Source organism: Thioclava arctica (assembly GCF_040892615.1).
Taxonomy (GTDB): Bacteria; Pseudomonadota; Alphaproteobacteria; order Rhodobacterales; family Rhodobacteraceae; genus Thioclava; species Thioclava arctica.
On the sequence record NZ_JBFRYC010000014.1, the window covers coordinates 1 to 19,612 of the forward strand.

At 63.8% G+C, this 19,612-nt stretch carries 23 protein-coding genes; 8 read left to right on the forward strand and 15 right to left on the reverse strand.

Annotated elements, in window-relative coordinates:
- Nucleotides 1-723: 723 nt before the first annotated feature.
- Genes AB4874_RS16780 through AB4874_RS16790 form a run of 3 tightly spaced genes read left to right on the forward strand, consistent with a single transcriptional unit; the run spans nucleotide 724 to nucleotide 2,912 of the window.
- Nucleotides 724-1,017, forward strand: coding sequence for a flagellar biosynthetic protein FliQ (locus AB4874_RS16780; RefSeq protein WP_295529742.1), 294 nt, complete (start codon nucleotides 724-726; stop codon nucleotides 1,015-1,017).
- 28 nt (nucleotides 1,018-1,045) lie between these two features.
- Nucleotides 1,046-1,795 carry a flagellar biosynthetic protein FliR gene (locus AB4874_RS16785; protein WP_295529745.1) on the forward strand — a complete coding sequence of 250 codons (750 nt, stop codon included), beginning with the start codon at nucleotides 1,046-1,048 and terminating at the stop codon, nucleotides 1,793-1,795.
- 1 nt (nucleotide 1,796) lies between these two features.
- A complete protein-coding gene (locus tag AB4874_RS16790; protein ID WP_368392842.1) occupies nucleotides 1,797-2,912 on the forward strand; it encodes an EscU/YscU/HrcU family type III secretion system export apparatus switch protein in 1,116 nt (371 codons plus the stop codon).
- A gap of 4 nt (nucleotides 2,913-2,916) precedes the next feature.
- On the opposite strand, the gene AB4874_RS16795 is transcribed toward AB4874_RS16790, so the two are convergent.
- The 15 genes from AB4874_RS16795 to fliE are packed head-to-tail and all read right to left on the reverse strand — an operon-like array spanning nucleotide 2,917 to nucleotide 15,881.
- Entirely contained in the window at nucleotides 2,917-3,318 is a 402-nt protein-coding gene (locus AB4874_RS16795) for a hypothetical protein (protein ID WP_368392843.1), read from the reverse strand.
- Nucleotides 3,315-4,649: a FliI/YscN family ATPase gene (locus tag AB4874_RS16800; RefSeq protein ID WP_295529754.1), complete on the reverse strand. Its 1,335-nt coding sequence runs from the start codon at nucleotides 4,647-4,649 to the stop codon at nucleotides 3,315-3,317. The genes AB4874_RS16795 and AB4874_RS16800 overlap by 4 nt, the downstream gene beginning before the upstream one ends.
- On the reverse strand, nucleotides 4,642-5,280 hold the full coding sequence (locus AB4874_RS16805; protein ID WP_368392844.1) for a FliH/SctL family protein: 639 nt from the start codon (nucleotides 5,278-5,280) through the stop codon (nucleotides 4,642-4,644). The genes AB4874_RS16800 and AB4874_RS16805 overlap by 8 nt, the downstream gene beginning before the upstream one ends.
- Nucleotides 5,277-5,555 carry a hypothetical protein gene (locus AB4874_RS16810; protein WP_295529760.1) on the reverse strand — a complete coding sequence of 93 codons (279 nt, stop codon included), beginning with the start codon at nucleotides 5,553-5,555 and terminating at the stop codon, nucleotides 5,277-5,279. Before AB4874_RS16810 ends, AB4874_RS16805 begins: the two co-directional genes overlap by 4 nt.
- Nucleotides 5,548-6,666, reverse strand: coding sequence for a flagellar motor protein MotB (locus AB4874_RS16815; protein ID WP_368392845.1), 1,119 nt, complete (start codon nucleotides 6,664-6,666; stop codon nucleotides 5,548-5,550). Before AB4874_RS16815 ends, AB4874_RS16810 begins: the two co-directional genes overlap by 8 nt.
- Nucleotides 6,666-7,475, reverse strand: coding sequence for a flagellar motor protein (locus tag AB4874_RS16820; protein WP_295529766.1), 810 nt, complete (start codon nucleotides 7,473-7,475; stop codon nucleotides 6,666-6,668). The genes AB4874_RS16815 and AB4874_RS16820 overlap by 1 nt, the downstream gene beginning before the upstream one ends.
- Nucleotides 7,472-8,059, reverse strand: a complete 588-nt coding sequence (locus AB4874_RS16825; protein WP_295529771.1) for a sigma-70 family RNA polymerase sigma factor — start codon at nucleotides 8,057-8,059, stop codon at nucleotides 7,472-7,474. The genes AB4874_RS16820 and AB4874_RS16825 overlap by 4 nt, the downstream gene beginning before the upstream one ends.
- On the reverse strand, nucleotides 8,056-10,200 hold the full coding sequence (locus tag AB4874_RS16830) for a flagellar biosynthesis protein FlhA (RefSeq protein ID WP_368392846.1): 2,145 nt from the start codon (nucleotides 10,198-10,200) through the stop codon (nucleotides 8,056-8,058). The genes AB4874_RS16825 and AB4874_RS16830 overlap by 4 nt, the downstream gene beginning before the upstream one ends.
- The gene (locus tag AB4874_RS16835; RefSeq protein WP_295529779.1) at nucleotides 10,151-10,429 is read right to left on the reverse strand and encodes a flagellar biosynthetic protein FliQ; all 279 of its coding nucleotides are present in this window, start codon (nucleotides 10,427-10,429) and stop codon (nucleotides 10,151-10,153) included. The genes AB4874_RS16830 and AB4874_RS16835 overlap by 50 nt, the downstream gene beginning before the upstream one ends.
- Nucleotides 10,426-10,776, reverse strand: coding sequence for a FliM/FliN family flagellar motor switch protein (locus AB4874_RS16840; RefSeq protein ID WP_368392847.1), 351 nt, complete (start codon nucleotides 10,774-10,776; stop codon nucleotides 10,426-10,428). The genes AB4874_RS16835 and AB4874_RS16840 overlap by 4 nt, the downstream gene beginning before the upstream one ends.
- A complete protein-coding gene (locus AB4874_RS16845) occupies nucleotides 10,757-11,647 on the reverse strand; it encodes a FliM/FliN family flagellar motor switch protein (RefSeq protein ID WP_368392848.1) in 891 nt (296 codons plus the stop codon). The genes AB4874_RS16840 and AB4874_RS16845 overlap by 20 nt, the downstream gene beginning before the upstream one ends.
- The gene (locus tag AB4874_RS16850; RefSeq protein ID WP_368392849.1) at nucleotides 11,640-13,019 is read right to left on the reverse strand and encodes a flagellar hook-length control protein FliK; all 1,380 of its coding nucleotides are present in this window, start codon (nucleotides 13,017-13,019) and stop codon (nucleotides 11,640-11,642) included. Before AB4874_RS16850 ends, AB4874_RS16845 begins: the two co-directional genes overlap by 8 nt.
- Nucleotides 13,016-14,017 (reverse strand): flagellar motor switch protein FliG, encoded by a 1,002-nt coding sequence (locus tag AB4874_RS16855; protein WP_368392850.1) that lies wholly within the window; start codon nucleotides 14,015-14,017, stop codon nucleotides 13,016-13,018. Before AB4874_RS16855 ends, AB4874_RS16850 begins: the two co-directional genes overlap by 4 nt.
- Entirely contained in the window at nucleotides 14,014-15,570 is a 1,557-nt protein-coding gene (gene fliF, locus AB4874_RS16860) for a flagellar basal-body MS-ring/collar protein FliF (RefSeq protein ID WP_368392851.1), read from the reverse strand. Before fliF ends, AB4874_RS16855 begins: the two co-directional genes overlap by 4 nt.
- An 8-nt stretch (nucleotides 15,571-15,578) precedes the next feature.
- Nucleotides 15,579-15,881: a flagellar hook-basal body complex protein FliE gene (gene fliE / locus AB4874_RS16865; protein ID WP_368392852.1), complete on the reverse strand. Its 303-nt coding sequence runs from the start codon at nucleotides 15,879-15,881 to the stop codon at nucleotides 15,579-15,581.
- A gap of 275 nt (nucleotides 15,882-16,156) precedes the next feature.
- Here fliE and AB4874_RS16870 point away from each other — a divergent pair, with 275 nt between their 5' ends.
- From AB4874_RS16870 to AB4874_RS16890, 5 genes are read left to right on the forward strand one after another with little or no spacing between them, the layout of a single operon-like run.
- Nucleotides 16,157-16,516, forward strand: a complete 360-nt coding sequence (locus tag AB4874_RS16870) for a flagellar basal body rod protein FlgB (protein ID WP_368392853.1) — start codon at nucleotides 16,157-16,159, stop codon at nucleotides 16,514-16,516.
- Nucleotides 16,517-16,520: 4 nt separating this feature from the next.
- The gene (gene flgC, locus AB4874_RS16875) at nucleotides 16,521-16,937 is read left to right on the forward strand and encodes a flagellar basal body rod protein FlgC (RefSeq protein WP_295529804.1); all 417 of its coding nucleotides are present in this window, start codon (nucleotides 16,521-16,523) and stop codon (nucleotides 16,935-16,937) included.
- Between the two features lie 19 nt (nucleotides 16,938-16,956).
- Complete coding sequence (locus tag AB4874_RS16880; protein WP_295529807.1) at nucleotides 16,957-17,631, forward strand: flagellar hook assembly protein FlgD; 675 nt, start codon at nucleotides 16,957-16,959, stop codon at nucleotides 17,629-17,631.
- A gap of 5 nt (nucleotides 17,632-17,636) precedes the next feature.
- Complete coding sequence (locus tag AB4874_RS16885) at nucleotides 17,637-18,863, forward strand: flagellar hook protein FlgE (protein ID WP_295529810.1); 1,227 nt, start codon at nucleotides 17,637-17,639, stop codon at nucleotides 18,861-18,863.
- 2 nt (nucleotides 18,864-18,865) lie between these two features.
- The gene (locus tag AB4874_RS16890) at nucleotides 18,866-19,609 is read left to right on the forward strand and encodes a flagellar hook-basal body complex protein (protein WP_295529813.1); all 744 of its coding nucleotides are present in this window, start codon (nucleotides 18,866-18,868) and stop codon (nucleotides 19,607-19,609) included.
- The last annotated feature ends 3 nt before the right edge of the window (nucleotides 19,610-19,612 follow it).

Consider the following 19,612-nt stretch of genomic DNA (forward strand, 5'->3'; position numbering starts at 1 on the left):
ATTTTGTTTCGCTTTTCAGCACCTTGCAGCACTTCCGGCTACCGTCGCTGCGTCGTTTGCTGCTTCGGTGAGGGGGGTTCTACGGATACTCCCCGACCTCCGCAACCACTTTTTTAAAAAAACTTTCTAACGCCAGCACCTATGGGTCCAAATAGGGCAATTTGAGAGGAGAAAGCTTCTGGCGCATCGTAACCACTGAGGGATGGACGATCAGAAAGGCACCCAAAAGATTCGGCGAGAAGATTGTCTAAGATAACAAGCGCGCCACCGCGGCCCGACAGTTGATACGCAGTATCGATGAGAGGGGCGCAAGCTGCATCCCTCCGAAGATAGAATCAGGATCGTTTTGGACGGGCTGCGCGGTGCGGATACTCATCGATGCGCAGGACGGGGCCCGTTCCCCGAGGTTTTGCAGACAAGGCCCCTCGTGCATTCGACTTGGGAGCAAAGGGGGTTTCAAGCGCTGGCGTTCCGATTCGCCCCGGATACGCGCAGAGTAGCCCAGCCCATATCCGGGACGAATCGGCGTAAGTTTTTCCCACTCGCCCCCCGACACGGCCTTGAGCCCTGTCACGCGCTGTTCTAGACCCGATCATCTGTGTGAGTGCCCGTCTTGTGAACCATTGTTGTCCCAGGCGTGCCGCCGGCGCGCCCGAAATCACTGGGGGAGGCCTTGAACCTGATCGTTGCGTATAGCTGGCACATTCCAGAGAGTTTTCCAGCATGAGCGGCGCGTCCAAGAACGTTGTCCCGCTCGAGCTGCTCCATCACGCGCTCATCACGCTGGCCTACGCGCTGACTCCGCTGATCGCGGGGATCGTTCTGGTCGGTATTCTCATCGCAGTGGTCCAAGGCGCGCTCCAGATTGAGGACGGGGCACTTGCGATGGGGGCAAAGCTGACAATCGTGCTGGTCTTCGCGAGCTCATCGGGCATGCTGATCTACGAGACGCTGACCCATCTCGCCCATGCCTGGATCGCGGCGATCCCCTCACTCGTTGCGCAGGACTGGCACTGAGATGGTGGAGGTTCCCCAAGACCTGATCATGGCATGGCTCGCCGCCGCGTTCTGGCCGTTCTTGCGCATGACAGGTGTCTTCCTCACCGCACCGGTGCTGGGCTCGCGCAACATCCCCGTGCTGCACCGGGTGCTGATGTCGGCCCTCTTCGCCGCCTGCCTCGGGGCCTGGGGCGGGCCATGGCCGCCACTGCCAGACAACGTGATCGCTATTATCTATGCCGGGCTCGTGCAGATCTCGTTCGGCGCCGGACTCGGGCTGGTGGGCCGAATCATCGTCTCGACCATCGGCGCGGCGGGCGAGATCGCGGGCGCGGCGATCGGGTCGAACTTCGCGCGCACCTCAGGGCTCGACCTCTCTTCAGAGCCGCCGGTTCTCTACAACATCCTGAACATGACCGGCCTGCTGGTCTATCTCGGCGCGGGTGGCATGTTCTGGACAATCCTCGCGGTCGCCCATTCCTTCCGTAGCTTCCCCTCGGGGCTGCCAAGCCAGATCGCGCTGCACGAGCTGGCCTCCTATGCCGGGGTGATCCTCAGCTCGGGCACGATCCTCGCCCTGCCCGCACTGGCCGCGGCGCTCGCGCTCAACCTCTCAATCGGGCTGGCCAACGCGCTGTCGCCCAATCTCAATATCTTCTCGGTCGGCTTCCCGATTCTCTTTCTCGGCGGCATCTGGGTGATCGGCTCCACCATCTTCTTCATCGAGCCGATGGTGGGCCAGTTGATGGTCGCGGGGGCGCACGCGCTATCGCAGCTGATCGGCAAGGGGCTCTGAGATGGCCGAAGACAGCGACGCCGAGAAAAAACACGACCCAACACCGGAGCGATTACGAAAGGCGCGGGAAAAGGGCCAGATCAAGCGTTCGAATGACCTGCCCAAGGCCGCCATCACGCTCGGCACGATCCTGATCGTCTTCATCAGCGGCGGCGCGCTCTCCGGGCTCGCGTCACGCTGGCTGGCGGCCAGTCTGCGCGCGGTGGGCACCGCCGATCCCGGATCGGTCGCGGCGCTCGATCTCGAATTCGCCATGATGCTGGGCGTATTCTTGGCGGCAACCGGGGCGCTGGCCTTCCTCGCGGGCCTCGGCTCGGGCGGCTGGATGATGTCCTTCATGCTGCTGATGCCCAAGCTCGAGCGGGTCGACCCTGGGAAATCTTGGGGCCAGATCTTCTCGCTTTCGAACCTGATCGAGATCGGCAAGTCGGCGGTCAAGATCATCGTGATTGGCGGCGCAGGCTGGGCCGCCTACGTGAACCAGAAATTCCAGCTTCTCGCATTGGCTAACCTGCGCGAGATCTCGCTGGCGACCCTAGGCGGTCCGGCCTTCCACGTGATCCTAGGCGCGACCGGTGGCGCGCTGGTGCTCGCCATAGCCGATATCGGCATTCAGGCATGGCTGAACCGGCGCCAGCTCAAGATGACCGACAAGGAGATCAAGGACGAGGCGAAGAAGAACGACGGCGACCCGCATGTGCGCGCGCGCCGCCGCGCCCTGATGCGCAAGGCCGCGCAGGCAAGGCAGGTGCAATCGGTCAAGAGCGCGACGATGGTGGTGACGAACCCCACCCATTACGCGGTTGCCTTACGCTATCGACGCGAAAGTGACGGCGTGCCGATGGTCGTCGCGAAGGGGGTGGATATCAACGCCATGCCGATCATCGAGCAGGCACGCATCCATGGCGTGCCACTGGTCGAGGCACCGCCGCTCGCACGCGCACTTCACCGGCAGGTCGAGGTCGATCGTCCGATCCCCGGCCATCTTTACCGCGCGGTGGCCGAAGTTCTGGCCTATGTCTGGCGGATGGATACGTGGCGGGCGGCGGGCGGCGACAAGCCCGAGCACCCGCGTTTCCCCGATGCGCTCGAGGCGACTGGGATGCCGCCCGAATAGGCTGTCACTCGCGCCGCTCGGAGGTGCGCTCGGCGAGGATCTCGGCGGCGGCCTCCCCCCGCTCCACAGCGCGTAGAAGCGACTTGTGCTTCTCGGTGGCGCTCGCCAGCGTGTCGAGCGCGGCCGTCTGCGCCGCCTGCCCGGCCCTGATCGCTTGCTCGTTTTGCGCCCGCGCCCGCAGCCCCATCTCGATGAACTGCGCATAGGCGCGCAGCTCGATCCCGCTGCGCGTGCCCGCCTCCGCCAGCCGCTCCGAGAGGCCGTTGACATAGCCCGAAAGAGTCGCCGATTGCCTGTCGAGCGCGGCGAGACGTTGCGCGGCCTCTGCCGTCGCCTGTTCGGCGCGAATCTTGTCGCGATTCGAGAGTACCGTGAGCAAGCGCAGGGTTTTGTGCGAGAGCGTCATGACAGGATCTCCCGCAGCCGCGCCTCGGCGTCGCCCAGCGGGATGTTCTCGTGTGAGCCCTGCCGCAAGAATGCCTCCATCTGCGGCGCACGCGCAAGCGCATCGTCAAGCACCGTGTCGCGGCCGGGCGCATAGGCCCCGATATCGACCAGCTCGCGCTTCTCCTGCAGGCGCGACCACAGGAAACGAAAGCGCATCGCGGCCGCGTTGTGATCGCGCTCGACAAGACTGGGCATCGGACGCGAGAGCGACATCGATATATCCACGGGCGGGTAGATCCCGGCCTCGCTCATACGCCGCGAAAGCACGACATGCCCATCAAGCACCGAGCGCGCGGTATCGGCCACTGGGTCGCCAACATGGTCATCGCCCTCAACGAGCACGGTGTAGAGCCCGGTGATCGAGCCCTGCCCCGGCCCGCCCATCCCGGCGCGCTCGACATAGCTCGCAAGCTTGGCGAAGACCGAAGGCGGGTAGCCGCGTGTCGCGGCCGGCTCGCCCACCGACAGCCCGATCTCGCGGCCCGCCATCGCGAGACGCGTAAGCGAATCCACCAGCAGCAACACGTTCCGCCCCTCGGCGCGGAATCCTTCCGCGATAGAGGCCGCGCGCTGCGCTCCCAGCATCCGCGCGAGCGGGGGCGTGTCGGCGGCGCTGACCACCACGACAGATCGGGCAAGCGCCTCACCCAAGTGGTCGTCGATGAACTCGCGCACCTCGCGCCCACGCTCGCCGATCATCGCCAGAACGCAGCAATCCACCTTGGCATGGCGCGCGATCATCCCCAAAAGCGTACTCTTGCCCACGCCACTGCCCGCAAAAAGCCCCGTGCGCATCCCGAGGCCCAATGTGGTCAACCCGTTGAGCGCGCGCACGCCCACGTCAAGCGGTTGTGTCAGACGCTGACGATGCATCGGGTTTATCGGCACCCCCTCAAGCGGCCAGCTCTGCCCGGTCGCAGGCGGCGGTCGATCATCGAGAGGGTTGCCATAGGCGTCGAGCACCCGGCCCAGAAGCCCCGCGCCCACCGTCACAGAGACGCCACCCGGCACGGCGGTCACCCGATTGCCGCGTTGCAACCCCTTGAGCGAACGATCCGCCATCAGAAGCGTGAGGCGCCCGTCAAAGCCCACCACCTCGGCCCCGATCGGGCCGACCCTTGTGGCGATCGTGCAGCGCGAGCCGATCGGCACTGCAAGATTGCTCGCCGTGATCAGCTCGCCCTCGGTGCGCAGCACCGCGCCGCTGCGCTCGGACGGCTCCAGCCTCGGCAGATGGCCTGCCAGCCACGCCTGCGCGGCCAATTCGATCTCGCGCGCAGTCTCAGACATCGGAGCTCAGCTCACGGATGACCCGCTCCATGCGCTCGATCGAGGCATCCCAGCGATTGATAGTGGCCCCGTCATCGTTCAGCTCGATCACAAAGCCCCCTGGCCGCATCTCGCGGTCCTCGCGCATCGTGAGCGCATCGGGAAAGGCTTGCCCGATCTCAGCCAGCGTCTCCGGAGCGGCGCGGCAAACCAAGGTGGCTTCTTGCACGCCCTCCTCGCGGGCCTCTTCGAGCATCCCCGCGAGCAACGACTCGCGGTCGAAGGGCCGGGGGACGCCCACGAGTGTCTCGGCTAGGGTCTGGCCAAGGGTGATTGCGGCTCGCGCCATTGCTGCGCGCACCGCGTCGCATTCGCGATCATGGCGCTCGGTGGCCGCCTGCAACCGTTCCACCGCCGGGCCAATCGCGCCCTCGATGGCCTCGAGCGCCTCGGCACGACCTCGCCGCAACCCTTCCTCGTACCCCTCCTGCGCGGCGTTCTTGCGCAGCTGGGCGCGCTCCTCCGCCTCGGCTGCTCGAGCGGCCTCGGCCGCGTCCGCGCGCTGGCGTTGAAGGCTTTGCTCCAAGGCCTCGCCCTCAGGCGTCTCGGCGGGAGGTTCGGGCGCGGACAGGATGCGAAAGGGGTGTCTCATGGCAACCTCGACAGGGCCTCCCGCAGTTGCGGCAGCTGACGCCCTACCAAAACTGCGGCTTCCATCAGCGCCATCAGGACACCGCTCGCGACGATGGCGATGGCCAACAGCTTCGCCGCGAACCCACCAATCATCATGACCCGCAGGAACACCGGCACATGGAGCGCCCCCCAGAGCGACGCAATGCTGACACCTGCGAAGAAGGGGCGGATCGGCCGTTGGGCGGCGGGAGCGTCGGCGGTCTTTCCTGCGCCTTTTTGTTTCGTCTTAGCCATGCTTCGCGTCCGCCGTTGCTTGTGATTTCGGTGTCTGGTCCGGGCTCCCCTGCCCTGGCTTCGGCTTGATGATCGGTCTTGCTGCCGGGTCCGGCGCAAGCGCGCCCGCGGGACCAGAGATACCCGCGGGGGGTGGTTTCGGCGGCCCCGCCTCCGGACCCGCCGTGTTCCCGACCGATGTCGAAAGCCCGCTACGTTCCGGCGCAGGCTTGCTGGCGGGGTCGCCGGACTGCGCGGACGGGCCTTCTTGCCCCGGCTTGGGCGCGGAGATCACGATCGAGACGCGGCGGTTCTGCTGGCGTCCCTGCGCGGTGTCATTGCTCGCGATCGGGTGGTATTTTGAGAACCCCTCGGCGCTAAGCGCCTCACCGGCCACGCCATTGTCCACGAACAACAGCACCACGCTGAGCGCGCGCGCCGTCGACAATTGCCAGTTCGACGGGAACTCCTTGGTGTGGATCGGCTGGTTATCGGTATAGCCGTGAATCGAGATACGATAGCCTTTCGGGATCGCGCCGAGCGTCTGAGCCAGGGGCGTGAGTATCTTGACCGCCCCCTTTGTCAAATCGGCCGCCCCATTGCCGAACAAGATCTTCGCGTTGAGCTGGATATTGATGGAAAGTGGCGTGGAATCGATGGAAATCGATTTGGCCTTGATCTCAGGCTGCAACAGCGAATGAAGCTTATCGCGCAACGCTTTGATCGCCTTGATCGAAGGCTGGAGGTCGCGCTGCTCCTGCTGCGTCAATCGGTCAACCGGCAGCGACGACACCTTGTCCAGATGATGGACGTTCTGCGGAACTGCAGGCGTCTTGGGCATTGGCGGTGCCTCGACCGGAAGGGTCTTGGCCTTCGGAAGCTGACTTTTGGGGCCATGCGGCGAAGACGGTTTCTGGATCAGCGACGGTGGCGTGCCCGAGAATGCAACCATCATGCTCGACGCCATCGCATTCATTTTCGACGTATTTTGCGCCGAGGTCGCATAGAGCACGATGAACAGCGCCAGCATCAACGTCAGGAGATCCGCATACGAGATCATCCAGCGCTCGTGGTTCGGCTTGTGCCCCGTATCCCGCCGCGATCGGCGGAAGTCACCGCTTCTGTGTGCCATCAGCCTGCCTTCTGGTCCTGTACGTTCTCACCCTCGGCCTCGGTCTCTTGGTCAAGGCCAGAACGGCGACGCGATTCGAGCATGTTCTCAAGCCGCTCGCGCAGCCGCATCGGGTTGGTCGTCCCCTTCGAAAGCTGTAACAGCCCCTCGGTCGCCATCTCGCGATAGGTCGTACGCCCGCCCGCGATCGCTTTCAGACGGTTGCCGAGCGGGAAAAAGACGAGGTTTGCCGCCCCCACCCCGTAGATCGTTGCGACGAAGGCGGTAGCGATCCCCGGACCGAGTTCGTCGGGATGGTTAAGCCGCAGCATGACGTGGATCAGCCCCAACACGGCGCCCAGCACGCCGATCGTGGGCGCGTAGCCTCCGGCAGCCTCCCAGATCTCGCCGCCCTGGCCATTCTCGCGATCCTCGATATCGCCCAGCGTATAGAGAACGTCGCGCACCTCCTCGTAGCTCTGGCCAGCCACGATCAGACCCAGTCCGACCTTAAGGAACTGATCGTCGACCTCATCGGCGGCATCCTCAAGCGCGAGCGCACTGGAGCTGCGCATGATGCCCGCCCAATCATACATGTCCCCAATCAGCTTCACGGTATCGGTTGGCGGCGGTTTGACGAGCCAGCTTGCCTGCTTGACCGCGTTCACAATCGAGCGCCATTCAGCATGCACGAGCAATGCCGAGATCGACCCGCCGAACACGATGACGGCGGCATCGACCTTGAAGAGCGCCAGCAACGGGTCGCCTTCGAGCTGGCTGGTCAGGATGATCGCGGATATCCCGAGGAGAATTCCCAGAATGGCACTCATAAACTCTCTCCCGCGGTTTCTTCGAATTGTTGGTCGGTCATGAAGGTCCTTTGATGGATTGCCGCAGCGAGGCGCGTGAGGGCGCGTTCGCGGTAGCGCACGACGCGCACTTCCGTGACCCCCATGATCCCCGCGACATCCTTGTTACGAAGCTCCTCAAGGTAGAACAGCGAGATCGCTGTGCGTTCATCCTCAGGTAGCTTTTCGATTTCCTCTGCGAGGATATCGGCGCTCTCGCAACCGATGATCAGGTCAAGCGCGTCATCGGGCGTGACACTCTCGCTCTCGGCGACATAGGCCTCCTCGCGGCGCTTTATCGAGCCCGCACGGCGCGAGATGTCGATCATCGCGCCCAGCACCCGTGGCTTGATGAAGACCGGGAAGGGCACGCCGCGCGCGGGATCAAAGCGGTCGCGCAGCTCAAGCGCGGTCAACACACCGGTCTGGACCATGTCGTCCACCTCGGCCCAGGGCATCCGGCCATGCAGCCGCCACGCGGTGCGCGTGATCCATTTACCGCTCTGGACCAGCACCTCTTCGGGCTCGGGAACGCCCGGACTGGGGTCTTGCTGCGGGGCGCTCATTGTGCGGCCTCTTCGGGCGGGCGGATCACGCCGAGCACGGTCGTGGGCTGGTTATCAGGGATCTCCTCGAGCGCAATCACCGCGAAGCTGTCTGCAATCACGCGCGCGATCGCCCGGCGACAAGACCCAGGCACGGCGAGCACCGGCTTGACGCCCCGCGAGGCCGCCAGCTCTTTGCCCGAGGCGGCAGCCGCGCGCAGCATCCGCATGATGCCCGGCTCGGAGATCGCAGAGCTGTTCTGGGCGCGCGCTGTCTCGATCGACTTGATCACGATCCCCTCGAATTCGGGGTCGAGCGCGAGCACCTGAAGTACCTGCCCCTCGCCCAGATAGGGCGCGATGAGAAGCCGCGAGATCCGCTGGCGCACGGCGGCAAGCAACATTTCCGGATCGCGCGTTGCGGCTTCCGGCGCATCGACCATGGCCTCGGCGATCCGTTCGAAATCGCGGATCGGGACCATCTCGGCGACCAGACCCGAGAGCACCTGACGCACCATCCCCATCTGGTAGCGCGCACGCAGGTCCTCGATAAGCTTCGGATGGCTGCGCGCGTAATGGCCGACGATTTCCTCGACTTCGCCGCGGCCGAGCATCTCCCAGGCATGCCGCTTGAGCATTGCATCGAGATGCGTCGCGATGACGCTCGAGGGATCAACGACGGTGTAACCAGCGGTCTCGGCATCGGCCACCATCGCCTCGCCAATCCAGAGCGCGTCAGTGCCGAAGACGGGCTCCTTCGCGGGCCGCCCGCCGGAGATCCGGTCGATGATGTTATCGGTCTCGATCGCAAGCATCTGGCCGGGAAAGACCTCGCCGCGGCCAATCACGCCGCCGCGGATGACGAAGCGGTATTCCTGCGGCCGGACCTGCTCGGAATCGCGGATGTGGATATTGGGCAGCACGAAGCCGATCTGCTTGCTAAAGCGGGTGCGGATGGCAGTCAGCCGGGTCATCAGGGTCGGTTTGCCCGGAGCCTGCTCGCCGATTAGCGGCACCAGCGCAAAGCCGATATCTAGGCCAAATGGATCCACCGTCTGGACGCTCGAGACATCGACCGCAGCCGGCTTCTGGTCGGCCGCCGCGGGAGCAGGCTCGGCGGTTTCCGCCTCCTGCGCACGCCGCTTGCGTTGCACCCCGCGCAGTCCCGTCGCACCCAAGATCGCGCCGAAGCCGAGGAAGGGTAGATGTGCCATGCCCGGCACCAGCCCAAGGATCAGCAAAAGCGCACCCGCGACCAGCATAGCCTCGGGATGATTGGAGATCTGGCCAACAATCTGGTTCGAGATGTTCTGGCCGTTGGACACCCGCGTCACGATCAGACCGGCAGCAATCGAGATCGTGAGCGAGGGGATCTGGGCCGCCACCCCGTCGCCGATCGTGAGCAGCGTGTAGCTTTGCGCCGCGACCGCAAGCGGCAGCCCGTGCTGGAGCATCCCCACCAACAGCCCGCCCACAAGATTGACGACAAGGATCACCATGGCCGCGACCACATCGCCGCGCACGAATTTCGACGCGCCGTCCATTGCGCCGAAGAAATCGGCTTCGGCGCGCAGCTGACCGCGCCGCCGTTCGGCCTCTTTCGCACTCAGCGTGCCGGCATTCACATCCGCGTCGATCGCCATCTGACGGCCGGGCAGAGAGTCGAGCATGAAACGCGCAGAGACCTCGGCGACCCGGCTCGACCCCTTGGTGATGACCACGAAGTTGATCACGATCAGGATGCAAAAGATAATGATCCCGATCACGTAATTGCCGCCCACGACGAGGCGACCGAAGCTCTCGACGACCGAGCCCGCCGCCCCCGGCCCCGTATAGCCGTTGAGCAGGATCGCACGGGCCGTCGCGACGTTCAGCCCCAGTCGCATCAGCGTGGTCGCCAACAGGATCGAGGGGAAGGAGAGCAGATCGGAGGCCTCGGTGACATAGATCGCGGCGGCCAGGATCACCAGCCCGGCGGCGATATTGACCGCAAACATCAACGAGATCGCCAGGGGCGAAAGAGGCACAATCAACATCGTCAGCACCGCGCCAACGATGGCGGGGCCGGCCAGCCACGAGGTTATCGACGGCCGCGGAAGTGATATGGCTGGCTTAACGGCTGGCGTGGGCATGAACGATTTCGGGAATCGATTGGAAAACATGGGTGGTATAGTTCTCGGCAAAGCGCAGCATCATGCCGCCGCCGAGCGCCACGAGGACCAGCAGCCCGATCACTTTGGGCACGAAGCCCAGCGCAGCCTCGCGAACCTGGGTCGTGGTCTGCAAAATCGCGCCACCAACGCCAAGCAGTAGGCAGGTCGCAAGCGCCGGCCCCGCGATGGCGAGGAAGGTGTTCACAGCGCCTAAGCTGAACCAGTCCGGCACCGTCATGCCGGATGATCCGAGTCGTCCGTTCCAACGATCTCCGTTACCCGGATGCCGTATTTGTGGCCCTCGGTCGAGACCACCTCGCCTCGCGCAATCAGGCTACCATTGGCACGAATGTCTATCGGCTCGCCGATTGCACGATCGAGCGGGATCACCGTGCCCTGCCGGGTGCCGCGCAGTTCCTTGATCGTCATGTTCACGCGACCGATCTCGACGACCATGGTCACGCGCACGGAATCGACCGTGGTTGCAGGGATCGCACGCGCAGCGCCTGCGGTGTCGACCGGCGGCTCAAGCGGATCGACCTGAACCGGCGCCTGATCGGAGGGCTCATTTTTTTTGTTGGTCATTTTCAAAGAAAACTCCGTAATTCGGGCCGACAGCCCCATAGGAAATGTCTGCGATCGTGGTCTTGCCGATCACCGCGCGGGCATTGCGATGGAAGGTCAATGGAAGCATGTCGCCCACGGCCAGCGCGGACAAACCGCCCGCCGACATCGAGACCGTACCGATTTCGAAGCCGATCTCGACGGGAACCTCTTCGATCGCCTCGGACAGGTGGTCGGTCCACCTACTGCGTGCCTCCAGCTCGGCCTGGCCACCAGCAGGCGAGCCGAGGATCTCACGGTAGGGTTCCAGCCCGCGATAGGGAATCGCGATGGAGATCGTCCCGCCGCCCGCAGGCAAGCTGACCTGGGCCGACATCTTGCAGAACGGCTCGACCGCGTCGCCCACCGAGGCCAGAGCGGCGAAGCCTTCGGTGCGCACGACCTCGGGCTGGACCACGAAATACTGTTGGAAGGCGGCACTGATCGCAGGCCCTATCATTTCAATCAGCCGGCGGCCGATCCGGGCTTCCATGTTCGAGATCTGCGGCTGCAGCTTGTCTTCAGGCGCGGGTGCATCGGCGCCAAACAGGTCATCGACCAACGCGGCCAGAAGCGCACCGTCCAACGTCACCAGCGACAGCCCCCGGATCGGCGAGAGGTTGAGGATGGCGAACAGGTGGTAACCGTCGCGCGGCGCGAGATAAGCGTCGTGGTTGACGATTTGGAACTTGCCCTCTTGGATCTCGACGCCGAACCGAAATTCCTGAAACAGCTGCGTCCGGAAATAGCGGAACAAGCGTTCAACCACGCCCGACATGTCGGGCAGACGATTGACGAAGACCGTGGTCGGGTTGATCAGGTCGATGGGCTCGAATTCGGGGGTGTCAGGCATAGGCTTTCACCGTCTTGTCGTCGCTCTCTCCTGCAGGCGGAAGAGGCGCCTCCCACGGGGTGTCTTGCGGGTGCGGCCGATGCTGGTCGCCCCCTGCATGCTGGTGCTGCGCATCGCCTGCGAAACCGCCCGCGCCCCCTGCATCGGCGAATCCGGACTGGGGCGCCTGAGCCCCCCCCGCCACTCCGGGCTGCGGCGTCAGTACATTGGTGCCGCCCGGCATGCCCGCCATCGCGGCCTGCACCGAGCCCACGTTCAGACCTCCCTGCGCAAGCTTCTGAGCCAGATGCCCCGTCTCCGCCGCGAGCGCGCGGTAGCCGGCATCGGTCTCGGCGCTCAGGTGAATGTGCGTCACCCCCTGCGCAGTCACGTCCACCCGCACCACCACGGTGCCCAGAGATTGCGGATGCAAGGTTATCTTGGCCGAGCCACCCCCGTCCGAGGCCAGAGAGAGCGCGGAATGCAGCAATTGCGGCTGGGTTTCGGGCTCTGTCGGAAGGGGTTGGACAGGGGCCAGTCCGGTCACTGGGCCGAGCGCGCCGGGCTGGGGCGCGGAGGATGCGGCCAGCGCAGCGACGGCGCCTGCGTCGCGTTCCGTCTCGCGGTTGCTGTGCGGCGTCACAGGCTGCGGCAGGATTTGCGGGATGCCGTGCGGAATCGACAACTGGGTCGGCATCACATCCACGGCAGGGTCATGACGCTTGTCATCATGCATGCGCCGCCCCCCCGGCGCGCGTAGCTGTTCCGCACCGGGCGCAGACCGATCCATCCCGTCGGCGCCGATCTCTGCGGCCTGTCTGCGAGGGGCGATCGAGACCGCCCGCATTGCGAGATCCTCAGCCTGTGCCGGCTTCACCGGCGTCGTGTCCACATCGCGGGGGAGGGGCGGCAACGTGGCGTTCCGGTTTGAAGGGATCGCATGCGCCTGCTGCGCGCCCGGCTCACCCACCGAGCTCGCCTTGTCGCTCTTTACTGTCGTCGCCGCAGCCGCAGGTCCCGAACCAGGGGCGGCCCGTGCGAGCATCGTGTCCAGCGACGAGATATCCTTGCGATCAGCCACACGACTCGCGTCACGAGACGCGATCGGACGGGCGTCATCCCGCGCTGTTTCCTCAACCCCTGTCACCAGCGCAGTGTCGCTCTGTGTCTGCGCATCCGGCGACGCTTCTTTCGACGTCGCGCCCGCGCGCTCCACATCGGCTCCCTGATCCGTTCGGGTGTGATCGTCCCGCGCGCCAGTCCGGGGCACGGCACAGGCCTCGGAGCAGGCCGAGTCAAAGGCACGCGCCTGATGCGCATCTGCGCGGGCGGCCCGGTCAACCGGTACGGCCGCGCTGGACGGAAGGAGAGCGTGCGTCAGGGTCCGGGTCATACCATATCTTCCTCGTTGCTGAGCGAGATCCGACCTTCTCGCGACAGTCGCATCGCCGCCTCGACGAACTCGTGCTGGGCAGCCTGCGAATCCGCGCGCTTCACCATCGGGCCGTTCTCGATATCGTCCTTGAGGATCGCCGCATCCTTGCGCGAGATATTCGCGAAGAAACGCTCGCGGGTCTGCTCCGTGGCACTACGCAGCGCGGGGGAACGCCGCTCGGGCCCGACCTCAAAGATGACCTGTTGCAGGAAGTGGTCCGGCAGCCCCAGCAGGTCGTCGAAGGTGAACATGTTCGCGCGGATCTGGTCCGCAAGATCTGCATCCTCTTCGCGAATCCGCGACAGCGCCCGTTCCGCGGCACCGGCACTCATACCGTTGAGCAGGTCAGCGGCCTGACGCACGCCCCCGGTCGAACTGGCCTGTGTCGCGATCTGCGTGCCGAGATGGTCCGAGAGCATGCTTTTCAACTCGGCGAGCGCGACACTGGGGATCGTTTCGAGCCGCGCATAGCGATGGATCAGGTCTGTCGCCAGCTCTTCATCGAAGGCGTTGAGACACTCCACTGCGGCCGAGCGAGTCATCTGCCCCAGCAGCACGGCCAGCAATTGCGGTCGTTCGTCCTTGACCTGATCGGCAAGGGTTCGTCCGTCAATCTTCGAGAGGATGTCGAGATCGGAAGTTCTGGTGCGAATGATCCGCTCAAGCATGTCATGGGCGCGCTTGTCCCCGAATGCGCGCGACAGCAGCGACTCGAAGGCATCGAAACCGCCTGATGCTATCGCACCGCCAGCCTCGAGCTCCGCCATCAGCCGGGCATAGATTTGCACGCCCTCGTCGCGGGAAGGTTCGTGCATCTCCGACATTGCGGCGGTCAGAATGCCGATAGAGGCCTCGTCCATGTGGCGCAGTACCTGTGTCGCGGCCTCTTCATCCATCGACATCACAACATAGGCAGCCATCGCTGCCCCGCTCATCCCGCTATCCGGCTCGATCATGCGCCGTCCTCCTCCGGTTGGAGGCTCGGGACATCTCCCGACAGCCATTTCTGCAACACGCCGGCCATCGCCTTAGGTCGCTCCTTGCCAGCCTCGCCCACCTGTTCGGCGATCCGCTTTAGATGCACGACGTCCATACTGTCCTCGAGGGCCGGCTTGGGCATCGCGACCACGGGGGCTGGTGCCGGGGCCCAAGGCCGCACTGGTCGCTTGCGCAACCAGCCCACCAGCGGGCGCGCCACGCCGAACAGGAATCCTAGGGCCGCGACGAGTAGCAACCCAGCCTGCACGATCAGCGACATCTGCGCGTCAGGCGCCTGCGCGACAGCCTCGGCTCCGGTTACGAAATTCGCGCTCGTTACCTGAATCTGGCCCACTGGTCCCGCGATGGTCGAGCCGATCATCGCCTTGAGCTGGTCGAGGCTCGTCGATCCAAGTGCGGCCTTGTTCACCACCACCGATGCGCTGACTTTACGGACCGACCACGCAGCAGGCCGCCGGGTTGTCGAGGTCTTGTCGACGACGAAGTCCTTCTGGGTATGTTGCGACGCGCTCTGCGGCTGGCCGTTGGCGGGCTGCGCGCCCTGACCATTGGCATTCAGCGGCGCGGTGGTCTTGCCCGGCGGCTGGTTCGACAGCGCCCCAGGGATCCCCATCGCGACAGGATCCTTGCCGTTGCGCGTCTGCGACTGCTCGTCGCTTGAGCGTAAGACGGAATTGGGCCCGTAACGAACCGACTGTTCCTCGGTCGCGGCGAAATCAATATCTGCCGAGACAGTGACGCGCGCGTTCCCCGCCCCGAGGATCGGCGCCAACAGGCTGCGTATCTTGGCCTCCTGAGCCGCCTCGATCCGCTTCAACACGGCGAGCTGCTGCGCGATATCGCCGACATCGCCCTGAGGGTAAAGAATCATGCCGCCGCTGGTGGCCACGACGACATCCGCCTCGTCCAGCCCCGGCACTGCGCCGGCCACGACCTTGGCAATCGCCATGCCGATAGCCTGGTCCGCCTGGGGAGGGGCAGTCAGGATCACCGAAGCCTTCGGTCGCGGTTGATCGGCGAGGAACGGCGTATCCTTCGGTTCGGCCAGCAGCACCTGCACCTGGCTCGCTCCCGACAGCGCCGTGATCGATTCCTGCAAGCTGTGTTCGGTGGCCTGCAACTGCAACGCTTGGGTGGCGGCCTGGCTGGTGGTGACCGATGACTTCTCAAGCGCCTGCCAGCTTGACTCGCTGCCGGTCTCAGGCAGCCCCGCCACGCCCAACCGCAACCGCGCGCGCCCGAAATCGGATTCGGGGACCGAGATCACGTTTCCATCCTGGCTCAGGCGATATGGGATACCCTCTTTCTGGAGCGCGGAGATCACCTTGCCGCCGCGCGCAGGCGACAGCCCGTCGAACAGAACGGTGTAGCGCTCGCCTGAAAACTCGAACGCCGCCAGAACGGCGATGCCGAGCACGACTGTTGCCACGACGAGCGTTATGGAAAGCGGTAGGTTTTTAAGCCGGGCTAACAGGTTCGAACCAAACGCCCGCGCATCCTTTAAAGTCATATTGTCCGTCAGATCTGCATATTAGAGAGCGTTTGATAGGCCGAAACGACCTCGTTTCTCACAGCCACCACGCCATTCCACCCAATTTCAGCCCGATCGGAGAGAACCAGAGCAGTTGCCTGCGACGCACCGGGCTTGCCCGCAGCAACCGCATTTTCTGCGGACGTTGCAGAACTCTGAGCATCACTCACAGCATTGAGAGCCGATTCTACAGTTTTTAAAAAGGATGCTCCGCTCGCACCGTCCGACGCCTTTTCGGTAACGGAATGTCCGTTCGAAAAGCCAATTAAAGATAGAGGCAATACAGACATCGGAATCCTCGCGCGTTTACGTTTGGGATGCCCTCTAATGGCATTGAGCCATACTGGTCAACTCACGGTATCGTTTAAACGTTAAACGTGTGTGAAATTTTGAAACGTTACCGAAAAGACACACCCCAGAAAATGAGTATATATTCATATATACAATTGTTTTTACTGAATTTTCTTAAGATCACGACGACCGCACGCATTTGTTACATCTTTGCACATTGCGGCTAGGCGCAGGCTGAAATAACGTCCACCACAACCTAAGAATGTGAGTTAAAATGGCCGCTGGTAGCCCTGTATTTCTTTCTTTTGCCCAGGCAGACCTGACGTTGCGTGAACAGCGTCAAAGCCTCATCGCATCGAATGTGGCAAACGCGAATACTCCAGGATATCACGCAATTGATATCGATTTTGAAAACAGCCTGTCTTCGGCGCTGAAATCGGGAATTAATAGCCTTGGGGAAGTTCAATACAAAGCGGGCAATCCATCTAATCTCGACGGGAATGATGTTTCTTTGACTGCAGAGAAACTCGAGTCCCTGAAAAACGTAAATGCGATGAAATCCGAGGTGACCTATCTGCATCAATCCACAAAGGATTTGATCACCGCGCTGCGCCCGAATCCGAACGGTATCTGACCTTATGACTGGCCCCATTCCCGACGTCTCAACCATTATCGGCTCCGGCTTGTTGGCAAATCGCGAACGCCTGAGCCTGATCGCGTCGAATGTCGCCAACGCAGACTCGATCACGACGCCCGGCGGCGAGCCTTACCGAGCCCGCGAACCCGTCTTTAAAGCCGAGCCGGTGCTGCAAGGCTCGCCCGCTGCAGGCGTGAGCGTGGCCGAAGTGGTCGAAAGCGACGCGCCGCCCAAGCTGGTCTACGACCCGGGCAACCCCTACGCGGATGACAAGGGATACGTTCAGCAATCCAATGTCGATCAGGTGCAGCAGATGACCGACCTGATCAGCACCACACAAAGCTACAAGGCCCAGATCGCGGTCCTCCAGCAATCGACGCGGCTGGACCAAGCGATGCTGCAAAGCTTCATCGACTGATCGGGAACGAGGAACCGCCATGACCAACACCTCCGCCGCTGCAAGTGTCGCTGCAGGAACCAGCAGCGCTCCGGCCACGTCCGGAGCCGACGGCGCCGGACTGAGCGGCCTGACGCAGGCCGATTTCATCAAGCTTCTCACTGCCCAAATGCAGAATCAGGATCCGACCTCGCCGACCAAGCCGCAGGATCTCGCAAACGAGTTCGCCCAACTCTCCACTGTCAGCGGGATCAACGCGCTCAACGCCAAGGTCGACTCGCTCGGCGCCATTGCCGGCGCGGCCGAACTGGGGCAGGCGTCCAACCTGATCGGCAAGACGGTGGCCGTGGCAGGCGGCTCAAGCGCGGTGGCCAATGCCGACGGCACGGTGACGGGCGGCTTCAGCCTCTCGGGACCGGCCAGCACGGTGAAGGTGCAGATCACCGACCCCGCGAGCGGCAAGGTGATGCACACGCTGACGCTGCACGACCTGCCTGCGGGCCTCAGCAATTTTAGCTGGACCGGTGGCAGCGCGGGCTACGCCTACGCCTACGATGTCGCGGCCACGTCCGGCTCTTCGGAGGTCGCCGCAACCACCTATCACAACGCGACTGTCCGGACCGTCAACCTGTCCGGTGGCGCCCCCACCCTTTCGCTCGCCGGTGCCACCCAGCCGGTCGATCTATCGCAAATCGTAAGTGTTCTCGGAGGCTGAACCCAGTGTCACTCAATACCGCCCTTTCCGGTCTTCTTGGTGCCCAAACCGGCCTCAATGTCGTCTCGAATAACCTCGCCAATGCCAGCACTGTCGGCTTCAAGTCAGGCACTGCGCATTTCTCCGACACCTATCCCGCGGGGGGCAGCGACGGCGTCGGCCAAGGCGTGACCGCGAGCTTCACGTCTCAGGATTTTTCGCAAGGCGACCTGACGAGCACCGGTAACGCGCTTGATCTCGCTATTCAGGGCAACGGCTTCTTCATTACCGAGAAAAACGGCACGACCAGCTACAGCCGCGACGGAGGGTTCCAGCTCAGCCCGACCGGCGAGCTTCAGAACGGCAACGGCTCTGCGGTGCAGGGCTTCGGCATCAAGGCTAACGGACAGGCGGACGGGTTGCTTGGCCCGGTCTCTATCTCGACCTCGCCCGAACCGGCCCAAGCTAGCGCGCAGATCAGCCTGAACGCGGCGCTCAACTCGGCCGACCCGGTGAATGCCACCCCCTTCGATCCGACGGATTCGAACACGTTCGACGAGGCAACCTCGGTCACCGCCTTTGACTCGCTGGGCAATGCCAACCGTATCCAGCTCTATTTTGCACGTCAGGCAGCTTCGGCCTCGGCCACCACTCCGAGCCCTTGGTCGATCTATGCCCAGCCCGAGGCGGCCTCGGGCACGACCGTGGGCTCGGCGCAGGCACTCACCACCCTGTCCTTCGGCAACGACGGCACGCTCACCTCTGGTGCTCAGGCGACGCTGAACGTGAACTGGGGCAATGGCGCGGCCCCCTCGAACATCGCTTTCGATTTCGGAGGGACTGCCCTGAGCAATCAGGACTTCGCGATCAACTCGCTGACCAATGACGGCTTCGCGCCGGGCGCCTATACCGGGACCAAGGTCAGCGCGAATGGGGATGTCAACGTCTCCTATTCCAACGGCCGCACCAAGACTGTTGCGACGCTGGCGATGGCGAGCTTCATCAACAATCAGGGCCTGATCCCAACCAGCCACAACCTGTTCCAAGCCTCGACGAATTCCGGCGCCGCGGTGGTCAACCAGTCCGGTGCCGGAGTGAACGGCTCGCTGGTTGCAGGCGCGCTCGAGAAATCGAATGTGGAGACCTCGAACTCACTGGTTGAGTTGATCAACTATCAAGAGGCCTACCAAGCCAATACCAGTGTGATCCAAGGCGCCCAGCAGGACGTCCAAAAACTACTGCAGATCAGCTGAGCATGGCACTTAGTGGTCTTTACACCTCGATGGCCGGTCTCGAGACGTCTTCGGAACGTCTCGAGACGGTTGCTCAGAACCTCGCGAACGCGAACACGCAGGGCTATGCCGCCCAGCAGACCGAGGCGATGGCGCTTCCCTATGCGGGCGACGCCCCGCTGCCCGGCGCGGACGTGATCGCGCTGGGGGAAAACGCCGATACCAGCGACGGCCCGCTCGAAGAGACCGGTGCGCCGCTCGACGTGGCGGTTCAGGGCGGCTGGCTCGTGGTGCAGACCCCAGATGGCGGGCAGGCGCTCACGCGCAACGGACACCTTTTGCAGAACGCCGCAAACCTGCTGACGACCGCCTCGGGCGAACCGGTACTGAGCCCTTCGGGGCGCCCAATCAGCCTGCCGCAGCTTCGCGATCTCACAATCGCGCATGACGGCACGATCTCGGGCATCCCGGCCGGAGCGCCGGGCGCTCAGGCACAGAATTTCGGCAAGCTGATGCTTGCGGAGACCCCGACCGGAGGTCGTCTGACGCCGTTGGGCAACTCGCTCTATGGCCTGCCCGAAGGCACAGCGGCCCAACCCTCGGCCAGCGCGTCGGTCCAGCAGGGTGCCCTTGAGGGCAGCAACGTGGATTCAGTTAAAACGATGATGCAGCTGATCTCGGTCTCACGGACCTACCAGCTCGAGACGCAGGTAATGGGCAAGTCGGCCCAGACCCAAACCGAGCTCGACCAAATTCTGATGACCTGACGG

Coding starts and splice junctions, on each gene's coding strand:
- AB4874_RS16810 (WP_295529760.1), bottom strand. CDS start 5,555: ATGGCTAAGACGAAACAAAAAGGCGCAGGAAAGACCGCCGACGCTCCC.
- AB4874_RS16785 (WP_295529745.1), top strand. CDS start 1,046: ATGGCATGGCTCGCCGCCGCGTTCTGGCCGTTCTTGCGCATGACAGGT.
- AB4874_RS16830 (WP_368392846.1), bottom strand. CDS start 10,200: ATGTTTTCCAATCGATTCCCGAAATCGTTCATGCCCACGCCAGCCGTT.
- AB4874_RS16890 (WP_295529813.1), top strand. CDS start 18,866: ATGGCACTTAGTGGTCTTTACACCTCGATGGCCGGTCTCGAGACGTCT.
- AB4874_RS16820 (WP_295529766.1), bottom strand. CDS start 7,475: ATGAGTGCCATTCTGGGAATTCTCCTCGGGATATCCGCGATCATCCTG.
- AB4874_RS16845 (WP_368392848.1), bottom strand. CDS start 11,647: ATGCCTGACACCCCCGAATTCGAGCCCATCGACCTGATCAACCCGACC.
- fliF (WP_368392851.1), bottom strand. CDS start 15,570: ATGACTTTAAAGGATGCGCGGGCGTTTGGTTCGAACCTGTTAGCCCGG.
- AB4874_RS16795 (WP_368392843.1), bottom strand. CDS start 3,318: ATGACGCTCTCGCACAAAACCCTGCGCTTGCTCACGGTACTCTCGAAT.
- AB4874_RS16855 (WP_368392850.1), bottom strand. CDS start 14,017: ATGATCGAGCCGGATAGCGGGATGAGCGGGGCAGCGATGGCTGCCTAT.
- AB4874_RS16825 (WP_295529771.1), bottom strand. CDS start 8,059: ATGAGCGCCCCGCAGCAAGACCCCAGTCCGGGCGTTCCCGAGCCCGAA.
- AB4874_RS16800 (WP_295529754.1), bottom strand. CDS start 4,649: ATGTCTGAGACTGCGCGCGAGATCGAATTGGCCGCGCAGGCGTGGCTG.
- flgC (WP_295529804.1), top strand. CDS start 16,521: ATGACTGGCCCCATTCCCGACGTCTCAACCATTATCGGCTCCGGCTTG.
- AB4874_RS16780 (WP_295529742.1), top strand. CDS start 724: ATGAGCGGCGCGTCCAAGAACGTTGTCCCGCTCGAGCTGCTCCATCAC.
- AB4874_RS16870 (WP_368392853.1), top strand. CDS start 16,157: ATGGCCGCTGGTAGCCCTGTATTTCTTTCTTTTGCCCAGGCAGACCTG.
- AB4874_RS16880 (WP_295529807.1), top strand. CDS start 16,957: ATGACCAACACCTCCGCCGCTGCAAGTGTCGCTGCAGGAACCAGCAGC.
- AB4874_RS16815 (WP_368392845.1), bottom strand. CDS start 6,666: ATGGCACACAGAAGCGGTGACTTCCGCCGATCGCGGCGGGATACGGGG.
- AB4874_RS16840 (WP_368392847.1), bottom strand. CDS start 10,776: ATGACCAACAAAAAAAATGAGCCCTCCGATCAGGCGCCGGTTCAGGTC.
- AB4874_RS16850 (WP_368392849.1), bottom strand. CDS start 13,019: ATGACCCGGACCCTGACGCACGCTCTCCTTCCGTCCAGCGCGGCCGTA.
- AB4874_RS16835 (WP_295529779.1), bottom strand. CDS start 10,429: ATGACGGTGCCGGACTGGTTCAGCTTAGGCGCTGTGAACACCTTCCTC.
- AB4874_RS16805 (WP_368392844.1), bottom strand. CDS start 5,280: ATGAGACACCCCTTTCGCATCCTGTCCGCGCCCGAACCTCCCGCCGAG.
- AB4874_RS16790 (WP_368392842.1), top strand. CDS start 1,797: ATGGCCGAAGACAGCGACGCCGAGAAAAAACACGACCCAACACCGGAG.
- fliE (WP_368392852.1), bottom strand. CDS start 15,881: ATGTCTGTATTGCCTCTATCTTTAATTGGCTTTTCGAACGGACATTCC.